This is a genomic window from Natrinema salsiterrestre, assembly GCF_029502005.1.
In the GTDB taxonomy this organism is placed as follows: Archaea; Halobacteriota; Halobacteria; order Halobacteriales; family Natrialbaceae; genus Natrinema; species Natrinema salsiterrestre.
The window spans coordinates 369,356-385,757 of the sequence record NZ_JAMQOT010000004.1; the positions used below are offsets into that span (position 1 = coordinate 369,356).

A 16,402-nucleotide genomic window follows, 5' to 3' on the forward strand; every position below is an offset into this window, starting at 1 on the left:
GATCGTGAATCGAAGACGGATTCGATGGCAACCGAATCCACCGAACGAACGCTGGACGTCAGAGAGATCGACGGTCCCCCGTTCGACGACATCGTGGCCGCACTGGCGGACCTCGAGCCGGATCACCGACTGCGATTGATCGCCCCGTTCGAGCCGGAACCCCTCTACGAAGTGCTCGACGACCGAGGGTTCGTCCACGAGAGCGAGGAACGCGACGGCGGTGTCTGGCACGTGCTCATCGAACACGCGTAACGACCGGATCCTATCTGCGAACATGTTCGCACAAAAGCCGATGCGGGGCTCGCTCCGACTACGAATCGCATGACACGACTCGACGTCAGGGACATTCCGCCGGTGAACCGCCATCCGAAGATCCACGACGAGTTCGACGCCCTCGAGCCGGGCGAGTCGCTGACGATCGTCAACGACCACGAACCCAAGCCGCTGTTCTACGAGTTCGAGGCCGAGGTGGAGAGCTTCGACGCTGACGGGTACGAAGTCGAACAGGTCGCGCCCGACGAGTTCGTCGCGACGTTCCCGAAAGTAGACGCGTAGCGTCAGGGATGAGTACGCCCTGTCGCGTCTCGCACGGGCGGACTTCGACCGAACACGTACGGGGCGAGAGATAGCTACCGCGGAGCCGAATCAGCACGTATGTCATCACTCACCACCGTCGTCGACCGAACCGATGCACCGCGCGATCGGCCGCGGGAGACCCTCGACGTGCGATCGCTCGGGCCGCCGAACCCCCTCCAGCAGACCCTCGAGTTGCTCGTCGACCTGCCCGACGAGACGGTGCTGGTCCAGCGCAACGATCGCGTTCCCCAGTTTCTGTTCCCGAAGCTGGACGACCGGGGCTATCGCTACGAGACGATCGAACGCGACGACGACGTCGTGACCGTCATCTGGCGTGACTAGCGCCGATTCCAGTCTGCCGATCCGATCAGCGGCTCGTCGCCCCGAACCGCCAGTTCGCAGGGTAGCCGCGAATGGAGCGATCTCCGACAGATGATAGATATCACAGACCGACGACGGTTCGCGGACCTCCTTGCAACGACGACCGTCGCGGCATACGTCCTCGTCGCACTCGGGACCGCGGTCTCGACGACCGATAGCGCACCGACGTGTTCGACGTTCCTCGGGTGTTCGTCCGATCCGGCACACCTCACGCTCTCCGGCGAGGTCCTGCTCTTCTGGGGCCACCGTCTCGCGGCCCTCGTCACCGGCGTCCTCGTCGCCGCGTCGGGGCTCGCCGTCAGGAAAGCCGCGGTCGGTCGCCGCGCGGCCCGGCTCGTCGGCTGTGTCGTCGTCCTCTTTCCCGTCCAGATCGCGCTCGGCGCCGCGATCGTCGTCGGGAGCCCTGCCATCGCGAGGACGGTTCACCTCGCACTCGCGATGCTCATCTTCGCCTGCCTGCTCCTCGCGCTCGTTCGAACGCTCGATGATCACCCACGCGAGGAGACGGCTCCGAGTGTGAACGGACCGGCCTCGAGCTCGGGAGAACAGTCGGAACGGGTTTCGGCGGCCAGCGACGACGATATCGGGGAGACGGCGACCTCGAGCGAGCGAGCGACCGGGTCCGTCTCCCGTCTCCGGCGGACGGCCGGTGCGTACCTGACGCTCACCAAACCGCGGTTGATGTGGCTGCTCTGTCTCGTCGCACTCGCGGGGATGGGGCTGGCGACGCTCACCGGCGCGCCGCTCGAGCCGACGACCGCGATCGCGACCCTCGCCGGCGGCGTCCTCGCCATCGGCGCGAGCGGAACGTTCAATCACGTTTACGAGCGCGACCGCGATCGGCGGATGAACCGAACGAACGACCGGCCGCTGGTCCACGATCTCGTCCCGGCTCGGAACGCCCTCGTATTCGGGCTCGCTCTCGCGGCGACGTCGACGATCGTGCTCGTGACGTGGGTGAACGCGCTGGCGGCGGCGCTCACCTTCGCGGCGATCGTCTACTACGCCGTCCTCTACACGGTCCTGTTGAAACCCAACACCGCCTGGAACACGGTTCTCGGCGGCGGCGCCGGGGCACTCCCCGCAGTTATCGGGTGGGCCGCCGTCACCGGAACCGTCGGCGCGCCCGCGCTCGCCCTCGCAGCGGTGATCTTCCTGTGGACGCCCGCGCACTTCTACAGCCTCGCGATCGCGTTCCGGGAGGATTACGCGCGCGGCGGTTTTCCGATGTACCCCGTCGTCGAAGGCGTCCCGGCGGCGCGTCGACACGTCGCGTTCTACCTGGGCGCGACGTTGCTGGCCGCGAGCGTTCTCGGGTGGATCGCCGGGCTGGGATGGGTCTACGCGGTCACATCCATCGCGCTGGGTAGCGTCTTCCTGCGGTCGGTGATCCGCCAGTACCGCACGCCGACCGACGAGGTCGCGCTCCGCTCGTTCTACGTCTCGAACTACTACCTCGGAGCGATCCTCCTCGCGATCGTCCTCGAGACGCTTCTCGTCGCCGCCTGACCCGGCCGGCGAACCACGACGTTCCACTCGAGCCGACGCGATCCACGTTCTCGGGGGAATATGTGCGGGACAACGGATATGCAGATATCAAAACGAGTTCCGGCCGAACGAAACGATGGCCGAACCACCCTCGAGCGAATCGGCGCCGGTGATGCAACGATTGTACGACCGCATCTGGGTACTCGCGGCGGCAGCGCTGGCGTTCTTCGCCCTGTCGTACGTCGCGTGGGGCTGGGTAGACGTGTTCTCGGTTCCACTGGGGTGATTCCATGACGTCACCGATCAAACCCCCGGACGGAAACTGGTGGGATCAGCCGGTCAACAGACGCGAGTCCATCTGGCTCGGCCTCGGGGTCGGCTGGTCGCTCATTCTCTTCGGCTGGATGAGCGCCTGGACGCGCGTGGGCGACCAGAATCCCATCGGCGAGACGTTCCGGATCGACGCCGAGGACTACCGCGAGAAGCTGACCGACTACAAGGACCGGGCGACCGAGACCGACGACGGGCTCGTCCCGCCGGACCGAGACGTGTACCTGCAGGCGATGCGCTTCCAGTGGGACGGCGCGCCGGTCGTGCTCGAGACGGGGACGGAGTACGACATTCACCTGAACTCCTTCGACGTTCAGCACGGCTTCTCCCTCCGACCGGAGGACGCCCTCAGCAAACAGATCAACCTGCAGGTGCTGCCGGGCTACGAGTGGGTCGTCCCGATGACCTTCGACGAACCCGGAACCTACCACATCATCTGTAACGAGTTCTGCGGGCAGGGCCACAGGAGCATGCACGGCACGATCGTCGTGGAGGAGGGATAACGATGGCACACGCGCTCGACGTCCTCGGCCTGTTCGACAACGAGTATCGCGACGACGGCTTCCGGACCTGTTCCGTGACTGGACTCGAGGTCCACCGCTCCGTCGACAACTACGTCAAACTGTTCGGCCTCACGGCGGTCGTCGCCCTGCTGTTCGGCGGTATCTTCGCCTTTACCGTCGCGATGACCCGCTGGGAAGTGGTCGGGTTGCTCGAGCCCGCCGACTTCTACACGCACCTCAGCATGCACGCGTGGAACCTGCTGATCTTCTGGATGGTGTTCATGGAGATCGCCATCCTCTACGTCGGCGGCCCGATGGTGCTCGGCAGACGGCTCCCGATCACGACGGTCGCGAAGGCGGGATGGGCCGTCATGGTGGGGGGCGCCGTGCTGGTCAACTACGCCATCTGGACCACCGAACCGCCTAACGAGGCACCGCTGTTGACCGCCTACGTGCCGATGCCCGTCTCACCGCTGTTCTACGCCGGTGCGATCGTCTTCATCTTGGGCACCGTCGTCGCGGCGCTGCCCTTCTTCGCGACGATGTGGTACGAGAAGCGCGAGAATCCGAAGAAGACGCTCCCGCTCGTCAGCTTCGCCGCGTTCGTCACGTCGATCATCGCCGTCGAGGCGCTGGTCGGCGGCCTGTTCGCCTTCGTCCCCACCCTGTTCTGGCGACTCGAGCTGATCGAGTGGTGGGACGCGGCCTGGTACCGCCAGATGTACTGGATCATCGGTCACGGGACTCAGCAGATCAACCTCGTGGCGATGATCGCGGTCTGGTACTTCCTGACCCACGTCGTCGCCGGCGCGGAGGTCGTCAGCGAGAAAGTCTCGCGGACGGCCTTCATTCTCTACCTGTTCTTCATCAACCTCGGGGCGGCACACCACCTGCTGTCCGATCCCGCGGTGTCGACCGGCTGGCGGCTCTGGAACACGTCCTACGCGTTCTACGGGGCGACGTTCGCGAGTCTGATCCACGCCTTCGCCATCCCGGCGGGGATCGAGGCCGGGCGTCGCAAGCGCGGGAAAGGTGGTGGCCTCTTCGGCTGGCTGACGTCCGCCCCCTGGTCGAACCCGGTGTTCTCGTCGACGATCTTCTCGATCATCCTCTTCGGATTCCTCGGCGGAATCACGGGCGTCATGATGGGACAACTCCAGCTCAATATGACCTGGCACAACACGTTCGCCACGGTCGGCCACTTCCACGCCACGGTCGTCCTCGGCACGACGGTCGCGTTCATGGGCCTGATCTTCTTCGTGATCCGAACGATGTTCATGCGCCAGTACATCTCCGAACGGCTCGCGTCGATCCAGCCGTTCTTCTACTCGGCTGCGATGGGCATTGCCGTCCTGATGATGATGTACGTCGGCATTCTCTACGGCGTCCCGCGCCGAACCGCCGAGGTCGTCGAGAACATCCCCGGCACCGAGTTCAGCCTCTCGGCCGCGGCACCGCTGTTCGCGATCTTCGGGATCTTCGCCCTCCTCGCGATCGCGGGCGGGGTCCTCTTCGTCCTCGTGGCGGTCGGCTCGCTCGTCTTCGGCGACCGGGTCGAAAACGGGGACAACGCGGATCTCGTCGCTGACGGCGGCCTCGGGATGGCTCAGGACCCCGACGATCCCGTCCACGCCTACGAAATGCGGGGCACGTTCGTCCTCTGTCTGGTCTTCCTCGCCGCGTTCGCGATCACCTATCTGCTGAACTGGTATCTACTGACCCAGCTCTGGTCGATCGGCGCCTGATCGACCCTCCGTTTCGCTGATCACTACCCATGCCATCACACTCCGACGCCGACACGACCGCATCGCCCCTCGAGTCCGTGAAGCGCGTCATCAGGCGGGCATGGCGGGACTTGCTGAGCGTCTACTACGCGAACACGCCGATCTGGCGGCTGTTCAAGAGCGCCGGACTGCTCTTCTTCGGGTTCTTCTGCTGGTCCGCCTCGAGTCTCGTCCTCTCCTACGGAATCGACTGGACGATCCTCGAGTACACGAGGGCCTACGGGTTCGTCCTCATCCTCTGGGGGCCGTTGACCCACGCTCTGATCGTCCCGCTCGTGATCCGGCTCCGACGGACTGCCGAGCACCCGGTGGTGCGGGCGATCGCCCGGAACGGCTCGAAGCTCAACCTCTCCGTCTTTCTGGCCATCGTTCTGATCCTCGGGACGGCTCCCATCTCACCCATGCTGCTCGATTTCCAGTCGTCACTCGAGAGCGATTCGGGCCCGGACGTCAATCCAGACCTCTCCTGTACCCGGTCGGACGGCGTCGTCTCCTGTGAGCTCTCCGAGTCCGAAGGGATCGACAGCGTCGTCGTACTCAGCGGGAACAGCCAGGTCACGCGCGTCGAGGAGCCGCCGTTCGAGTTCACGTTCCGCGAGGACGAACTCGAGGAGGTGGTCGGCCAGAAGGAGTTCGTCGTCGAACTCCGCGACGAGGACGACGACACCCTGCGACGGTACCGTCGGTCCGTGGCGTCAGTGCCGGAGGCGTAAGCTCGATCCCGGTAGCCGGTGCGTGCTCACCGCTCGAGTATCGGGCGCGTTCGGTCGACCTTTCCTTCGATCGTTCGTCCCTCGAGCGACGGTACTGTGTGGCTGTCGGCCCCATAGTCGCAGGACATCCAAGTGAACGGTCGAAGTCGCCGGGTACGAAGTCCGCACAGCGAGATTCGAGTCGCAGGGCATCGAGAGAACCGAACGGGTTCCGGCGACCTCTCCGAGCACTCATCGGGTTTCGAGGGAACCGCGGGAGGCACAGTCGGCTCAGCATTCACGTGCCGTCTCGAGGCTCCGACTGCGCCGACTCGTCGAGCGCGTATCCGCCACCGCCGCCCCCATCGTCGGGATCGTCCTCCGGGCCGCCACAGCCGGCGAGTACGACCGAGGTGAGGGCCGCAGACGACGCGAGGAACCGTCTCCGATCCATGCATGTTGTTAGCATTATCCACCAATAAGTACATGGGATGAAGCACACCTCAGACGCGGAATTGACTCCACTGCGCCCTCACGAGGCGATATTCGAACCCACCGGCCGCGGCGATGAGACGAATCGCCACCCACGCGGGTTCACCGGTCGTCGTCGAGTACCGCCCGCGAGGAGTTGACGACGACGATGGCGCTACTGACTGCCATCGCAACGGCTGCGAAGAGCGGATTGATCAACCCCGCCGCGGCGAGCGGGATCGCGACGGCGTTGTACAGCAGCGCCCAGCAGACGTTCTCGCGGATGCGCCGCCGGGTGCCGTCCGCGAGATCGAACACCGAACGGACGGCGCGGAGATCGCTCGAGGTGACGACCGCGTCGGCGGCGTCGGTCGCGCGGGCGGTCCCGTCACCGAGCGCGATCCCGACGTCCGCCGCGGCCAGCGCGGGCGCGTCGTTCGTCCCGTCGCCGACCATCGCGGTCACGCCCTCGCCGGAGAGTCGCCGGACGGTCTCGACTTTGCCGTCCGGCGGGACGCCCGCGAAGACGCGATCGACCGCCGGATGGTCGCGAAACGTCTCGGTCCCGGCCGCGTCGTCGCCCGTCAGCACGACGACCTCGCGGTCGGCGAACGACTCGAGGACGTCGCGCCACTCGGTCCGCGTTCGATCGCCGACGACGACGACGGCCCTCGCCCGGCCGTCGTAACCGACGACCGCGGGGAGTCGACCCCGGTCTCGAGCGTCGTCGATGGCCGCCTCGAGCGCGGCCGGCACCGGACCGATCAGCCGCTCGACGAGCCCCGGCGTGCCGACGACGACCCGATCACCGCTTCGCGCCTCGTCGCCGTGATCCGACCCGACGGCGGACGGCGCTGCCCCCTCGCGCTCGACCGTCGCGCTGACGCCCTCGCCGGGATGGCGTTCGAAGTCGCGCACCTCGATGTCAGCGTTCGGACCGTCGTCCGTCTCCGACTCGAGGCGGCCGCCGTCGGACGCGACGCGCCTATCAGTACTCGTCGCTGCTTCGTCCCCTCTCTCGGCCGCAGCGCGGGCGACGATGGCATCGGCGACGGGGTGCTCCGAACGTCGCTCGACGGCCGCGGCGAGATCGAGCGCCTCCTCGTCCCCGTGGACCTCGAGGACCGTCATCTCGCCCGCCGTCAGCGTGCCCGTCTTGTCGAAAACGATCGTCTCGACGGTCGGCGCCGACTCGAACACCGTCGCGTTCGCGATGACGATCCCGCGCTCCAGGGCGTCGCGAAGGCCCGAGGCGACCGCCAGCGGCGTCGCCAGCCCCATCGCACAGGGACAGGAGACCACGAGCACCGTCAGCCCCGTGAGTACCGCGTCTCCCACGGCCGTTCCCGTGGCGAGACGCCAGCCCGTCACGACGAGCGCCAGCGTCAGCACGAACGGAACGAAGATCGTCGCGAGTCTGTCCGCCAGTCGCTGGACGCCCGGCGTCGCGCTCTGAATCTCCCACATGAGCGTCGCGATGTGGTCGAGCGTGCTCTCGGCGTCCTCGCCGACCGCGAGGACGAGCGCGCTGTCGGTCACGATCGACCCGCCGACGACCCGATCACCCGGTCGCTTCGTGACCGGCAGCGACTCGCCGGTGAGGACGGATTCGTCGACGGCCGCCGTCCCCTCGAGGACCGCGCCGTCGATCGGAACGCGTTCGCCGGGTCGGACGAGAACTTCGTCGCCCGCGGCCAGCCGATCGACCGGAACCGTTTCGGTCCCCGCCGACGTTCGGCGGGTCGCCTCGCGAACCCGTGCGGCGGTGACGTCGGCGAGCAGGTCGGTCGCCCGGCGCTTGACCCGGCGCTCGTAGTATGTTCCGAGCGAGACGATCAGAATCACGGCGACGGTCACGTCGTAGTAGAGGTGCGTACTCCCCATCGCCAGCGCAACGGTGCTGTACGCGTACGCCGAGACGGCCGCGATCGCGATCAGCAGGTCCATGTTCGGCCGTCTGACTCGCAGACTGACGTACGCCCCCCGCAGGACCGGATAGCCGGTGTAGAACAACACGCCGCTCGTCAACGCCCCGATCATCGCCATCGGCAAGTAGACGCCGACGGGTGAGGTCGCGTCGACGGTCAGAATTCCCGTCTCGATCCCGACGTAGCTCGGGTAGAGGTAGAACAGGTACCAGGGCATGACGAGCATCGCCAGGAACCCGCCGGCCAGCAGGCGCTGGACCAGTTCCTCGTCGGCGCGGGCGGTCCCCCCGTCGCCGTCGCGAAACCGGGCCTCGTAGCCGTATCCGGAGAGTACCTCGGGGAGATCCGCCTCGTCTAGCCGATTCGGGTCGTAGACGACGCGAGCAGTGTCGGTCGCGTAACTCGCCTCGACCGTCCGGATTCCGGACTCCCGTTCGCCGAGCTGTGACAGGAATCCCTCGCAGGTCGAACAGTGCATCCCCTCGACCGCGAGAAACGTTTCCTCGCTCCCGTCGGGCACCTCGCGGTCGCCCCGCTCCGTCGCACGGTCGACGACCGCTTCCCGGTCTACGTCGTCGACGTCCGCGAGGCTCGCGCTCACCTCGAGACAGCCGCGACAACAGAAGGTTCCCTCGACGTCCGCCGCCGTCACCGGTCGGTCGGGGATCGGGAGCCCACAGAGCGAGCAGGAACTCATTCCACGATCGATAGTCGTCCACGCGGCGGGTAGCCCTACCCCCGAACCCGTTCGGGGTGCTATGCTCGGTCGACGGAGTCAATCCGGATTCACTGACGGGTCGATCGCCAGTGACGTCCTCGATCACTTCGGGTCGCAAGCGGCGGCCCGCACCTCGATTCAGGATTCGGATACGACGCCGTCACTCCCGGTCGATGTGCTCGAGGAGCGACGACGTCAACCGAGTCGGTGCTTCGCGTGGCACCCAGTGGCTCGTCTCCGGCAGTAGCTCGAGTCGACTCTCCTCACACCGGTCCGCGCTGTCGACGGCCAGCGCGGGGACGAGTGCGGTGTCGTCTCCTCCCCAGACGATGAGCGTCGGGACATCGACCCGCTCGGATCGCGGGATCGGCGGATACCGAACTGCCGCCCGGTACCAGTTGAGCATTCCGGTGAGCGCCCCGTCCCGACTCCAGGCGCGACGATAGCGAGCCAACTCGTCGTCGGGAAACGTCCCCGGTGCAGCCGTTCCGCGGAGGCCTCGCTCGAGGATGCGGTACTCGTCGTACTGCAAGACGCGCTCGGGTAGCCACGGAAGCTGAAAGAAGACGGCGTACAGGCTCCGGGACAGTTGCTCGGGATTCGCGGCGGCCTGCTGGAGATAGGCGGTCGGGTGCGGGGCGTTGACGACGGCGAGGCGATCGACCACCTCCGGGTGTCGGAGCCCGAGGTCCCAGGCGACCATGCCACCCCAGTCGTGTCCGACGACGTGTGCGACGTCACGGTTCTCCGTCGCGAGCAGGTCGACGACGTCCCGAGCGGATTCCCGGACCCGGTACGATTTCACCCCCTCGAGTTTCTCGCTCAGGTTGTAGCCGCGCAGGTCGGGGACCAGTACGCGGTACCCGGCCTCGACGAGTGGCCGAATCTGGGCCCGCCAGGCGTACCAGAACTCGGGGAAGCCGTGGAGCAAGACGACCAGCGGGTCGGTTTCGTCGCCGGCAGCGACGACGTGTAACTCGACATCGTTGACGGTTCGTCGGGATGAGTCCAGCTCGACCGACGGAAGGGGCGCCCCGGGGTCGGAACCAGCGTCCGTCGCTCGCGGGTCCGGTCTCATATTTCGGATTGGACCGCGAGACGACATACCGATTGTGAACGACCTCGTGCAGGAAACTGAGCTACGGTCGGCAACGAGCTGGCGACGGTGATCAGAACCCGCTTCGATCACGATGAGCTGCGAGCGGGTACTTAACTGCCCACGATATAGCGGGATCGGCCGATCCGATTACTATCTCCCGAGAACCATCGCTATATTTGATCATACGTCCACCGTTATCTATAGATAGGACCATGACTGAAACCCAATTCAACCGGCGGCAGGTGGTGCAGGCGATCGGGGCGACCGGCGCGGTGGCGGTGGCCGGCTGTCTCGGTGGCGACACGCAGGGGAACAGCGCGGAAACCGAGGAGCCGGCGGGTGAGGAGGGACTGCCGGAAGCGAAGGCGGTCGACGTCGACCGGATCGCGCGGGACCCGACCGATATTCCAGCGCCGGTCGACTGGAACGAGCCCCGCGAACACGACATCACGATCGAGACGGTTCGGCAGACGGCCGAGATCGAGCCGGGGGTCACGTTCGAGTACATGACCTTCGAGGGGCAGGTGCCGGGGCCGATGATCCGCGTGCGGCGGGGCGACCGGGTGAACCTCACGTTCGAGGTGCCCGAGGACCTGAACGCGGCCGCGCACAACATGGACTTCCACGCGGTCTACGGCCCCGGCGGCGGGGCCGACGCGACGACGATCGCGCCCGGCGACGACCCCACTGAGATCAGCTTCACCGCTGATTACGCGGGGGTGTTCATCTACCACTGTGCGATTCCGAACATGGACCAGCACATCAGCAGCGGCATGTTCGGCTCGATCCTCGTCGAGCCCGAAGAGGGCCTCCCCGAGGTCGACCACGAGTACTACCTCGGCCAGCACGAGATCTACACCGACGGCGACGTCGGCGAGAAGGGCCACCACAGCTTCGACTTCGACGCCATGCTCGACGAGTCGCCCACGTACGTCGTGTTCAACGGCCAGGCCTACGGCTTCACCGAGGACGGCGTCGGGCCGATGGAAGCCGAGACCGGCGAAACCGCCCGGGTGTACTTCGCCAACGGCGGGCCGAACCTGCTGAGCTCGCTCCACCCCATCGGGAACGTCTGGAGCCGCTACTACCGCGACGGCGACCTCCTGAGCGAACCCGACCTGAACATCGAGACCGCACCCGTCGCCCCCGGGACGACCACCGCCGGCGAGATGGAGTTCCCCGTCCCCGGCCCGGTCAAGATCGTCGACCACGCGCTGACGCGCGCCGCCCGCCGGGGCGCACTCGGCGTCGTCGACGTCGAGGGCGAACCCACCGAAGACCTCTACGACGAGGACCCGTGAGCGGGATCGGCCGACCGAGGACTCGCTTTCTCGTTCGAAATCCCCCGCGGTAAGTAGCGTACGACTTGTTCTACACGAACCCGCTCGACAAGAGCCGAACGGCCCGTTCGCTGACGGCATCGACTACAGAGCGAACCGGTTCGCGGCTCGTCGATCGACTGATTCACCACCGACCGCTGCGCGCCGTCACGTCCAGACGCGGAGACAGTCGGTCGAACAGAAGTGAAGCCGGACGTGATCCTGTCCCGCCGGTTCGACGTAGGTCGTTAACGTGTATGCGACCTCATCGGCGTCACAGTTATCGCAGTGCATACGAGACGACTCGAGGGAATCGTCCTTGAGTATAGATCGATTAAATCGACCGCGTGCGAACGGCGGTTCCGGTAGTACTGAATTACGAGTCGGTAATCGGCTATTGAACGGGCGATCCGGCGGGCGGTTCGACGAGCGAGTCAGACCGTCGCCCCGTCCTCGGCCTCGAGCAGTTCGTGATACCGGTTCCGGATCGTCACCTCGGAGATGTTGGCGACCTCGCCGACGGCGTTTTGCGTGACCTGTTCGTTGGTCAGGAGCGCCGCGGCGTACACTGCGGCCGCGGCGAGGCCGACGGGAGACTTGCCGCTGTGAATACCCTTCTCTTTGGCCGTCGATAGCAGCCCGCGAGCGCGCAGTTCGGTCTCGTCGGAGAGCTCGAGTTCGCTGGCGAAGCGGGGCACGTAGCTCTCCGGATCGGCCGGCTGGATCTCGAGGCCGAGTTCGCGGACGACGTAGCGGTACGTGCGGGCGACTTCGTCCTTGCCGACGCGTGAGACGGCCGAAATTTCGTCCAGGCTCCGCGGTGTCCCGGCCTGACGGGCGGCGGCGTACAACGCGGCGGTCGCGACGCCTTCGATGGAGCGGCCCGGGAGCAAGTCCTCCTCGAGCGCGCGTCGGTACACGACGCTGGCGGTTTCGCGGACCGTGTCGGGGAGGCCGAGGGCGGAGGCCATCCGATCGATTTCGCCCAGCGCCTGCTTGAGGTTGCGCTCTTTGGAGTTGCGAGTCCGGAACCGTTCGTTCCACGTTCGCAGGCGCTGCATCTTCTCGCGCTGGCGGGAACTCAGGGACTTCCCGTAGGCGTCCTTGTCCTGCCAGCCGATGTTCGTCGACAGCCCCTGGTCGTGCATCATGTTCGTCGTCGGTGCGCCGACGCGGGACTTCTCGTCCTTCTCGGCGGCGTCGAACGCGCGCCACTCGGGGCCGCGATCGATCTCGTCTTCGTCGACGACCAGCCCGCAGTCAGTACAGACCGTTTCGGCGTGTTCGTCGTCGGCGACGAGTCGACCACCGCACTCGGGACACGCTTCTCGCTCCTGCGTGGCTTCGGCCGACGCTACGCGTTCCGCCTCGGGCTCGGTCTGGTCTCGCTCGTCAGTCTGCGTTCGTATGGGAGTATCAGTCATGGTCGCCGGATCGGGAACCTGTCGCTGGAAAACGGTCGCTCATCCTATCGTAACGGATTGCTGTCACTTAAACGCTGGGGTCCCGACTGGGAGTACCGAACGGAAGACGAGGACGACCGATCGGGGCGGAAGACCGACCCGTCGATGCGCCACCGGTATCGAAACCCTTACTCTCCGGAGGCCGGTGCGAACACGTATGAGCGACGACGCCGTCAGTCCCGATGAGGTCCGCCACGTCGCGGATCTGGCCCGCGTCGACCTCGACGACGACGAGGTCGACCGGTTCACCGAGCAGTTCGCGGCCATCCTCGAGTACTTCGAGACCCTAGACGAGGTGCCGGAAGTCGATCGCGACGCCGAGCTCGCGAACGTAATGCGGCCGGACGAGGAACGCGCCTCCCTCGAGAGCGAGGAGGCCCTTCGGAACGCGCCGGAGACCGAGGACGGCTACTTCAAAGGACCGAACGTCTCGTAACCATGTCGGACAACATTTTCATCACCGAAGAGCAGATTGAGGGAGCCGACGACGGCCCCCTCGCCGGGCGGACCGTCGCGGTCAAGGACAACATCTCGACCGAGGGCGTTCGAACGACCTGCGGGTCGAAGATGCTCGAGGACTACGTCCCGCCCTACGACGCGACGGTCGTCTCTCGGCTGAAAAACGCCGGCGCGACGATCGTCGGCAAGGCCAACATGGACGAGTTCGGGATGGGGACGACCACCGAAACGTCGTACTTCGGCGAGACGGACAACCCCGCCGCACCGGGTCACGTCCCGGGCGGGTCCTCAGGTGGGTCCGCGGCCGCCGTCGCCGCCGGCGAAGCCGATCTCGCGCTGGGATCCGACACCGGCGGCTCCGTCCGCTGTCCCGCCGCGTTCTGCGGCGTCGTCGGCATCAAGCCCACGTACGGTCTGGTCTCGCGCTACGGCCTCGTCGCCTACGGCAACAGCTTGGAGCAGATCGGCCCCTTCGGCGAGACCGTCGAGGACGCCGCGGCGCTGCTCGACGTGATCGCCGGGAGTGACGAACGGGATGCGACGACTCGCGAGGCGCCACGCGCCTCGGATAGTCGAGCGGGCAGCACCCGCGAGACTCGTAGTGAGGGCGACGACTCGAGCTACGCCGCCGCCGCGACGGGCGACGTCGACGGACTCTCGATCGGCGTTCCCACGGAGCTCCTCGAGGGGGCCGACGAGGGCGTCGTCGAGACGTTCTGGGACGCCATCGGCGAGCTCGAAGACCGCGGTGCCGAGTACCACGAGGTCTCCCTCCCCTCCGTCGAGCACGCGGTCGAGGCCTATTACGTGATCGCGATGTCGGAGGCTTCCTCGAACCTCGCGCGGTTCGACGGGGTCCGGTACGGTCACTCGGGGGGCTACGACGGCAACTGGAACGAGACCTTCGCGAAAGCCCGCGAGGAGGGCTTCGGCGACGAGGTCAAGCGCCGGATCCTGCTCGGGACCTACGCGCTCTCGGCGGGCTACCACGACAAGTACTACAAGAAGGCTCAGGACGCTCGAGCGTGGGTCAAGCAGGACTTCGACGAGGCGCTGTCGGAGGCCGACGTGCTCGCGTCGCCGACCATGCCCGTCCCGCCGTTCGAACTCGGTGAGAGTCTTGACGACCCGCTCAAGTTGTACCTCGCCGACGCGAACACGGTGCCGGTCAACCTCGCGGATCTGCCGGCGATCTCGGTCCCGGCGGGCGAGACCGACGGGCTCCCCGTCGGCCTCCAGCTCGTCGGCCCCGCCTTCGGCGAGGAACGGTTGATCCGCGCCGCGAGCGCGCTCGCCTGACGGACCGACGGGAGACGGGGTCGATACCGATGGCGGCAACGCGACTCGTTGGGGCATAGGTTTTTATACTAATTTCGCTAACAGTAGTCACAATCAACCAGTGGTCGGGGTAGAATGTCATGAAGATCGCACAGAACCAGGAGGTCGAGTTCGACGAGTTCTCGAGAGCGTGTGACCTCGTCGAGGCGTACTTCGGCGACACCATCGACGACGTGGCGTTGCACGCTCCCGTGTCGCGTCGACAGCTCATCGCCGTTCTCGCCCGCGCACAGCTCTCGGGACGCCAGTTCACGATCGACGGGCTGACCCGGCAGGGCGAGGTCGTCTACCAGTCGAACACCGAAACCCTCCTCTGGCTCGACGGCGGGTTCTGGACGGATATGCGCGGGCAACACCACCTCGAACCCAACGAGGGACGAGCCGCACGGGAGGTCCACCGACGGCTCATCGAGGCCCTCGACGGCGACGTGTCGTACTACAACCGCGAACGGGATCCGTTCGTTCTCATCGAGCGATTCGATCCCTACGAGTAACTCGCAGCGGCGTCCTCTCGACGAAAAGCGCCCTTGGAACCGGTCGTCCCTCCCAGCTACTCCTCGTACGCGAGGTTCATGATCCACTGCGAGAAGGCGTCGCTGTTGGGATCGACCTCTTCCTCGCCGATGAACGGCGAGAGCATGTCGCCGGCCATCAACAGGGTGAAATCGAGGTCTCGAGCGGTCGGCGAGATGTAGTAGGTGTTGTGCCCGTCGTAGACGGTCTCTTCGCGGTCGACGAGTTCCTTCTCGACGAGCGATTCGACGATCCGGCTGCCCTTGCGCGAGGAGACGTCCAGTTCCTTCCAGAAATCGCTCTGGTGAATCCCCCCGGACTCGCGAACGAGCTCGAGGCCGGCCCGCTCGTCCTCGGAGAGCTCGGATTCGGCCGCCGAAACGCTCACGGTGACCACCTCGCCGTGCGCGCGGCTACAGGCAGGAGTGCGTCCATATCCATACGAGATGGAGCGAGCCGCTTAAATGTGCCCTTCCCCGTCGAGTACCGATTATCGGCACCGCCTCCGGTGGTCGCTTCGTTCTCGACCCCCGCTTGACGGCCGCGATCGCGGTCCTCACTCGGCATGCGTACTCTCCTCGAGACCCGTCTCGAGTGCGTCGCCGGCGATGGTGACGTCGTCGTAGCTCGTCCGACAGGGCGGGCCCGAAGCGAAGGCGTACTGCTCCGTCTCGGGGCCGAGTGCGATCAGCGAGGACGATTTCGTCCCGAACCCGTCCCGGTGGATGCAGACGCCGTACTCGTGATCGCCGAGCACGTCGCCCGCTCGCTCGAGCCAGTCCGTTACGGTCTCGTCCGGGTCTGCTGCGAGCGCGTCCCGCACTGCTCGGGCGTTCGCTGCCTGTGCCTCCCCGACGTCGGACCGAGCTGAGGGGACGTCGACGTCGCCGTCGACCGCGACGTTGACGACGACGTGAACGCCGGGATCGAACGTCGTCAGGGAGAGCGCCCCGTCCCACTGGAAACAGAACGCGTCCGCCGCGTCCGCGACGACGAGGTAGAAGCCGCTGTACTCGTCCTCGTCGGTCGCGTCCTCGACGATCGATTTCGCTTCCCGGGCGGATCGCGCCTCGAGCACGTCGGCGACGAGCAGTCCCCGCGAGCGGTCGCCGGCGAGGTCGGCGTCGGTCCATTTGTTCGTGATTCCCGCGAAGACGCCGTGCTCGTTGTAGCCGATCCACGTCCCCCCGGCCTCGGCGTCTCGGGGTGCGACGACCAGCGGCTCCTCGTCGGAGACGGCGGGCGGAATCGATTCCCGTTCCAGCGCTTCGTCACGGTTCGCGGCGACTGCGACCGGTGCCTCGTCGAAGACCTGCCAGGCGAGCGTGAGCGTACACACG

General features: G+C 66.4%; 19 protein-coding genes. 12 read left to right on the top strand and 7 right to left on the bottom strand.

Features of this window, described 5'->3' with window-relative positions:
• Positions 1-24 precede the first annotated feature (24 nt).
• The 8 genes from NDI89_RS13755 to NDI89_RS13790 all read left to right on the top strand — a co-directional run bounded on the left by NDI89_RS13755 (position 25) and on the right by NDI89_RS13790 (position 5,775).
• Positions 25-252, top strand: coding sequence for a DUF2249 domain-containing protein (locus NDI89_RS13755; protein WP_277522177.1), 228 nt, complete (start codon positions 25-27; stop codon positions 250-252).
• Between the two features lie 69 nt (positions 253-321).
• Complete coding sequence (locus tag NDI89_RS13760) at positions 322-555, top strand: DUF2249 domain-containing protein (protein ID WP_226006435.1); 234 nt, start codon at positions 322-324, stop codon at positions 553-555.
• 99 nt (positions 556-654) lie between these two features.
• Positions 655-918 carry a DUF2249 domain-containing protein gene (locus tag NDI89_RS13765; protein ID WP_277522178.1) on the top strand — a complete coding sequence of 88 codons (264 nt, stop codon included), beginning with the start codon at positions 655-657 and terminating at the stop codon, positions 916-918.
• Between the two features lie 90 nt (positions 919-1,008).
• Entirely contained in the window at positions 1,009-2,466 is a 1,458-nt protein-coding gene (gene cyoE / locus NDI89_RS13770) for a heme o synthase (RefSeq protein WP_277522179.1), read from the top strand.
• 115 nt (positions 2,467-2,581) lie between these two features.
• On the top strand, positions 2,582-2,731 hold the full coding sequence (locus NDI89_RS13775) for a hypothetical protein (protein WP_277522180.1): 150 nt from the start codon (positions 2,582-2,584) through the stop codon (positions 2,729-2,731).
• A gap of 4 nt (positions 2,732-2,735) precedes the next feature.
• Positions 2,736-3,278 (top strand): cupredoxin domain-containing protein, encoded by a 543-nt coding sequence (locus NDI89_RS13780; protein WP_277522181.1) that lies wholly within the window; start codon positions 2,736-2,738, stop codon positions 3,276-3,278.
• Positions 3,279-3,280: 2 nt separating this feature from the next.
• Positions 3,281-5,023, top strand: coding sequence for a cytochrome c oxidase subunit I (locus NDI89_RS13785; RefSeq protein WP_277522182.1), 1,743 nt, complete (start codon positions 3,281-3,283; stop codon positions 5,021-5,023).
• A gap of 29 nt (positions 5,024-5,052) precedes the next feature.
• Positions 5,053-5,775 (top strand): aldo-keto reductase family protein, encoded by a 723-nt coding sequence (locus tag NDI89_RS13790; RefSeq protein ID WP_277522183.1) that lies wholly within the window; start codon positions 5,053-5,055, stop codon positions 5,773-5,775.
• Positions 5,776-6,052: 277 nt separating this feature from the next.
• On the opposite strand, the gene NDI89_RS13795 is transcribed toward NDI89_RS13790, so the two are convergent.
• The 3 genes from NDI89_RS13795 to NDI89_RS13805 all read right to left on the bottom strand — a co-directional run bounded on the left by NDI89_RS13795 (position 6,053) and on the right by NDI89_RS13805 (position 9,949).
• Positions 6,053-6,208 (bottom strand): hypothetical protein, encoded by a 156-nt coding sequence (locus NDI89_RS13795; RefSeq protein WP_277522184.1) that lies wholly within the window; start codon positions 6,206-6,208, stop codon positions 6,053-6,055.
• A gap of 140 nt (positions 6,209-6,348) precedes the next feature.
• Positions 6,349-8,850, bottom strand: a complete 2,502-nt coding sequence (locus NDI89_RS13800; protein WP_277522185.1) for a heavy metal translocating P-type ATPase — start codon at positions 8,848-8,850, stop codon at positions 6,349-6,351.
• A 181-nt stretch (positions 8,851-9,031) separates the two neighbouring features.
• Complete coding sequence (locus tag NDI89_RS13805) at positions 9,032-9,949, bottom strand: alpha/beta fold hydrolase (protein WP_277522186.1); 918 nt, start codon at positions 9,947-9,949, stop codon at positions 9,032-9,034.
• A 233-nt stretch (positions 9,950-10,182) separates the two neighbouring features.
• On the opposite strand from NDI89_RS13805, the gene nirK reads away from it, so the two are divergent.
• Positions 10,183-11,271 (top strand): copper-containing nitrite reductase, encoded by a 1,089-nt coding sequence (gene nirK, locus NDI89_RS13810; RefSeq protein WP_277522187.1) that lies wholly within the window; start codon positions 10,183-10,185, stop codon positions 11,269-11,271.
• 186 nt (positions 11,272-11,457) lie between these two features.
• Here the strand turns inward: nirK and NDI89_RS13815 are convergent, their stop codons facing one another.
• Together NDI89_RS13815 and NDI89_RS13820 are read right to left on the bottom strand one after the other, a co-directional pair.
• A complete protein-coding gene (locus tag NDI89_RS13815; protein ID WP_277522188.1) occupies positions 11,458-11,583 on the bottom strand; it encodes a hypothetical protein in 126 nt (41 codons plus the stop codon).
• Positions 11,584-11,723: 140 nt separating this feature from the next.
• Entirely contained in the window at positions 11,724-12,713 is a 990-nt protein-coding gene (locus NDI89_RS13820; RefSeq protein WP_277522189.1) for a transcription initiation factor IIB, read from the bottom strand.
• A gap of 196 nt (positions 12,714-12,909) precedes the next feature.
• Between NDI89_RS13820 and gatC the strand changes: the two genes are divergently transcribed.
• The 3 genes from gatC to NDI89_RS13835 all read left to right on the top strand — a co-directional run bounded on the left by gatC (position 12,910) and on the right by NDI89_RS13835 (position 15,043).
• Positions 12,910-13,188 (top strand): Asp-tRNA(Asn)/Glu-tRNA(Gln) amidotransferase subunit GatC, encoded by a 279-nt coding sequence (gene gatC, locus NDI89_RS13825; RefSeq protein ID WP_277522190.1) that lies wholly within the window; start codon positions 12,910-12,912, stop codon positions 13,186-13,188.
• 2 nt (positions 13,189-13,190) lie between these two features.
• Entirely contained in the window at positions 13,191-14,510 is a 1,320-nt protein-coding gene (gene gatA, locus NDI89_RS13830; protein ID WP_277522191.1) for an Asp-tRNA(Asn)/Glu-tRNA(Gln) amidotransferase subunit GatA, read from the top strand.
• Positions 14,511-14,629: 119 nt separating this feature from the next.
• Positions 14,630-15,043: a DUF8048 family protein gene (locus NDI89_RS13835; protein ID WP_226006449.1), complete on the top strand. Its 414-nt coding sequence runs from the start codon at positions 14,630-14,632 to the stop codon at positions 15,041-15,043.
• A 56-nt stretch (positions 15,044-15,099) separates the two neighbouring features.
• Here NDI89_RS13835 and NDI89_RS13840 read toward each other — a convergent pair whose 3' ends face one another.
• On the bottom strand, positions 15,100-15,450 hold the full coding sequence (locus tag NDI89_RS13840) for a helix-turn-helix transcriptional regulator (RefSeq protein ID WP_277522192.1): 351 nt from the start codon (positions 15,448-15,450) through the stop codon (positions 15,100-15,102).
• Between the two features lie 168 nt (positions 15,451-15,618).
• Positions 15,619-16,401 carry an NRDE family protein gene (locus tag NDI89_RS13845; protein ID WP_277522193.1) on the bottom strand — a complete coding sequence of 261 codons (783 nt, stop codon included), beginning with the start codon at positions 16,399-16,401 and terminating at the stop codon, positions 15,619-15,621.
• Between the last annotated feature and the right edge of the window lies 1 nt (position 16,402).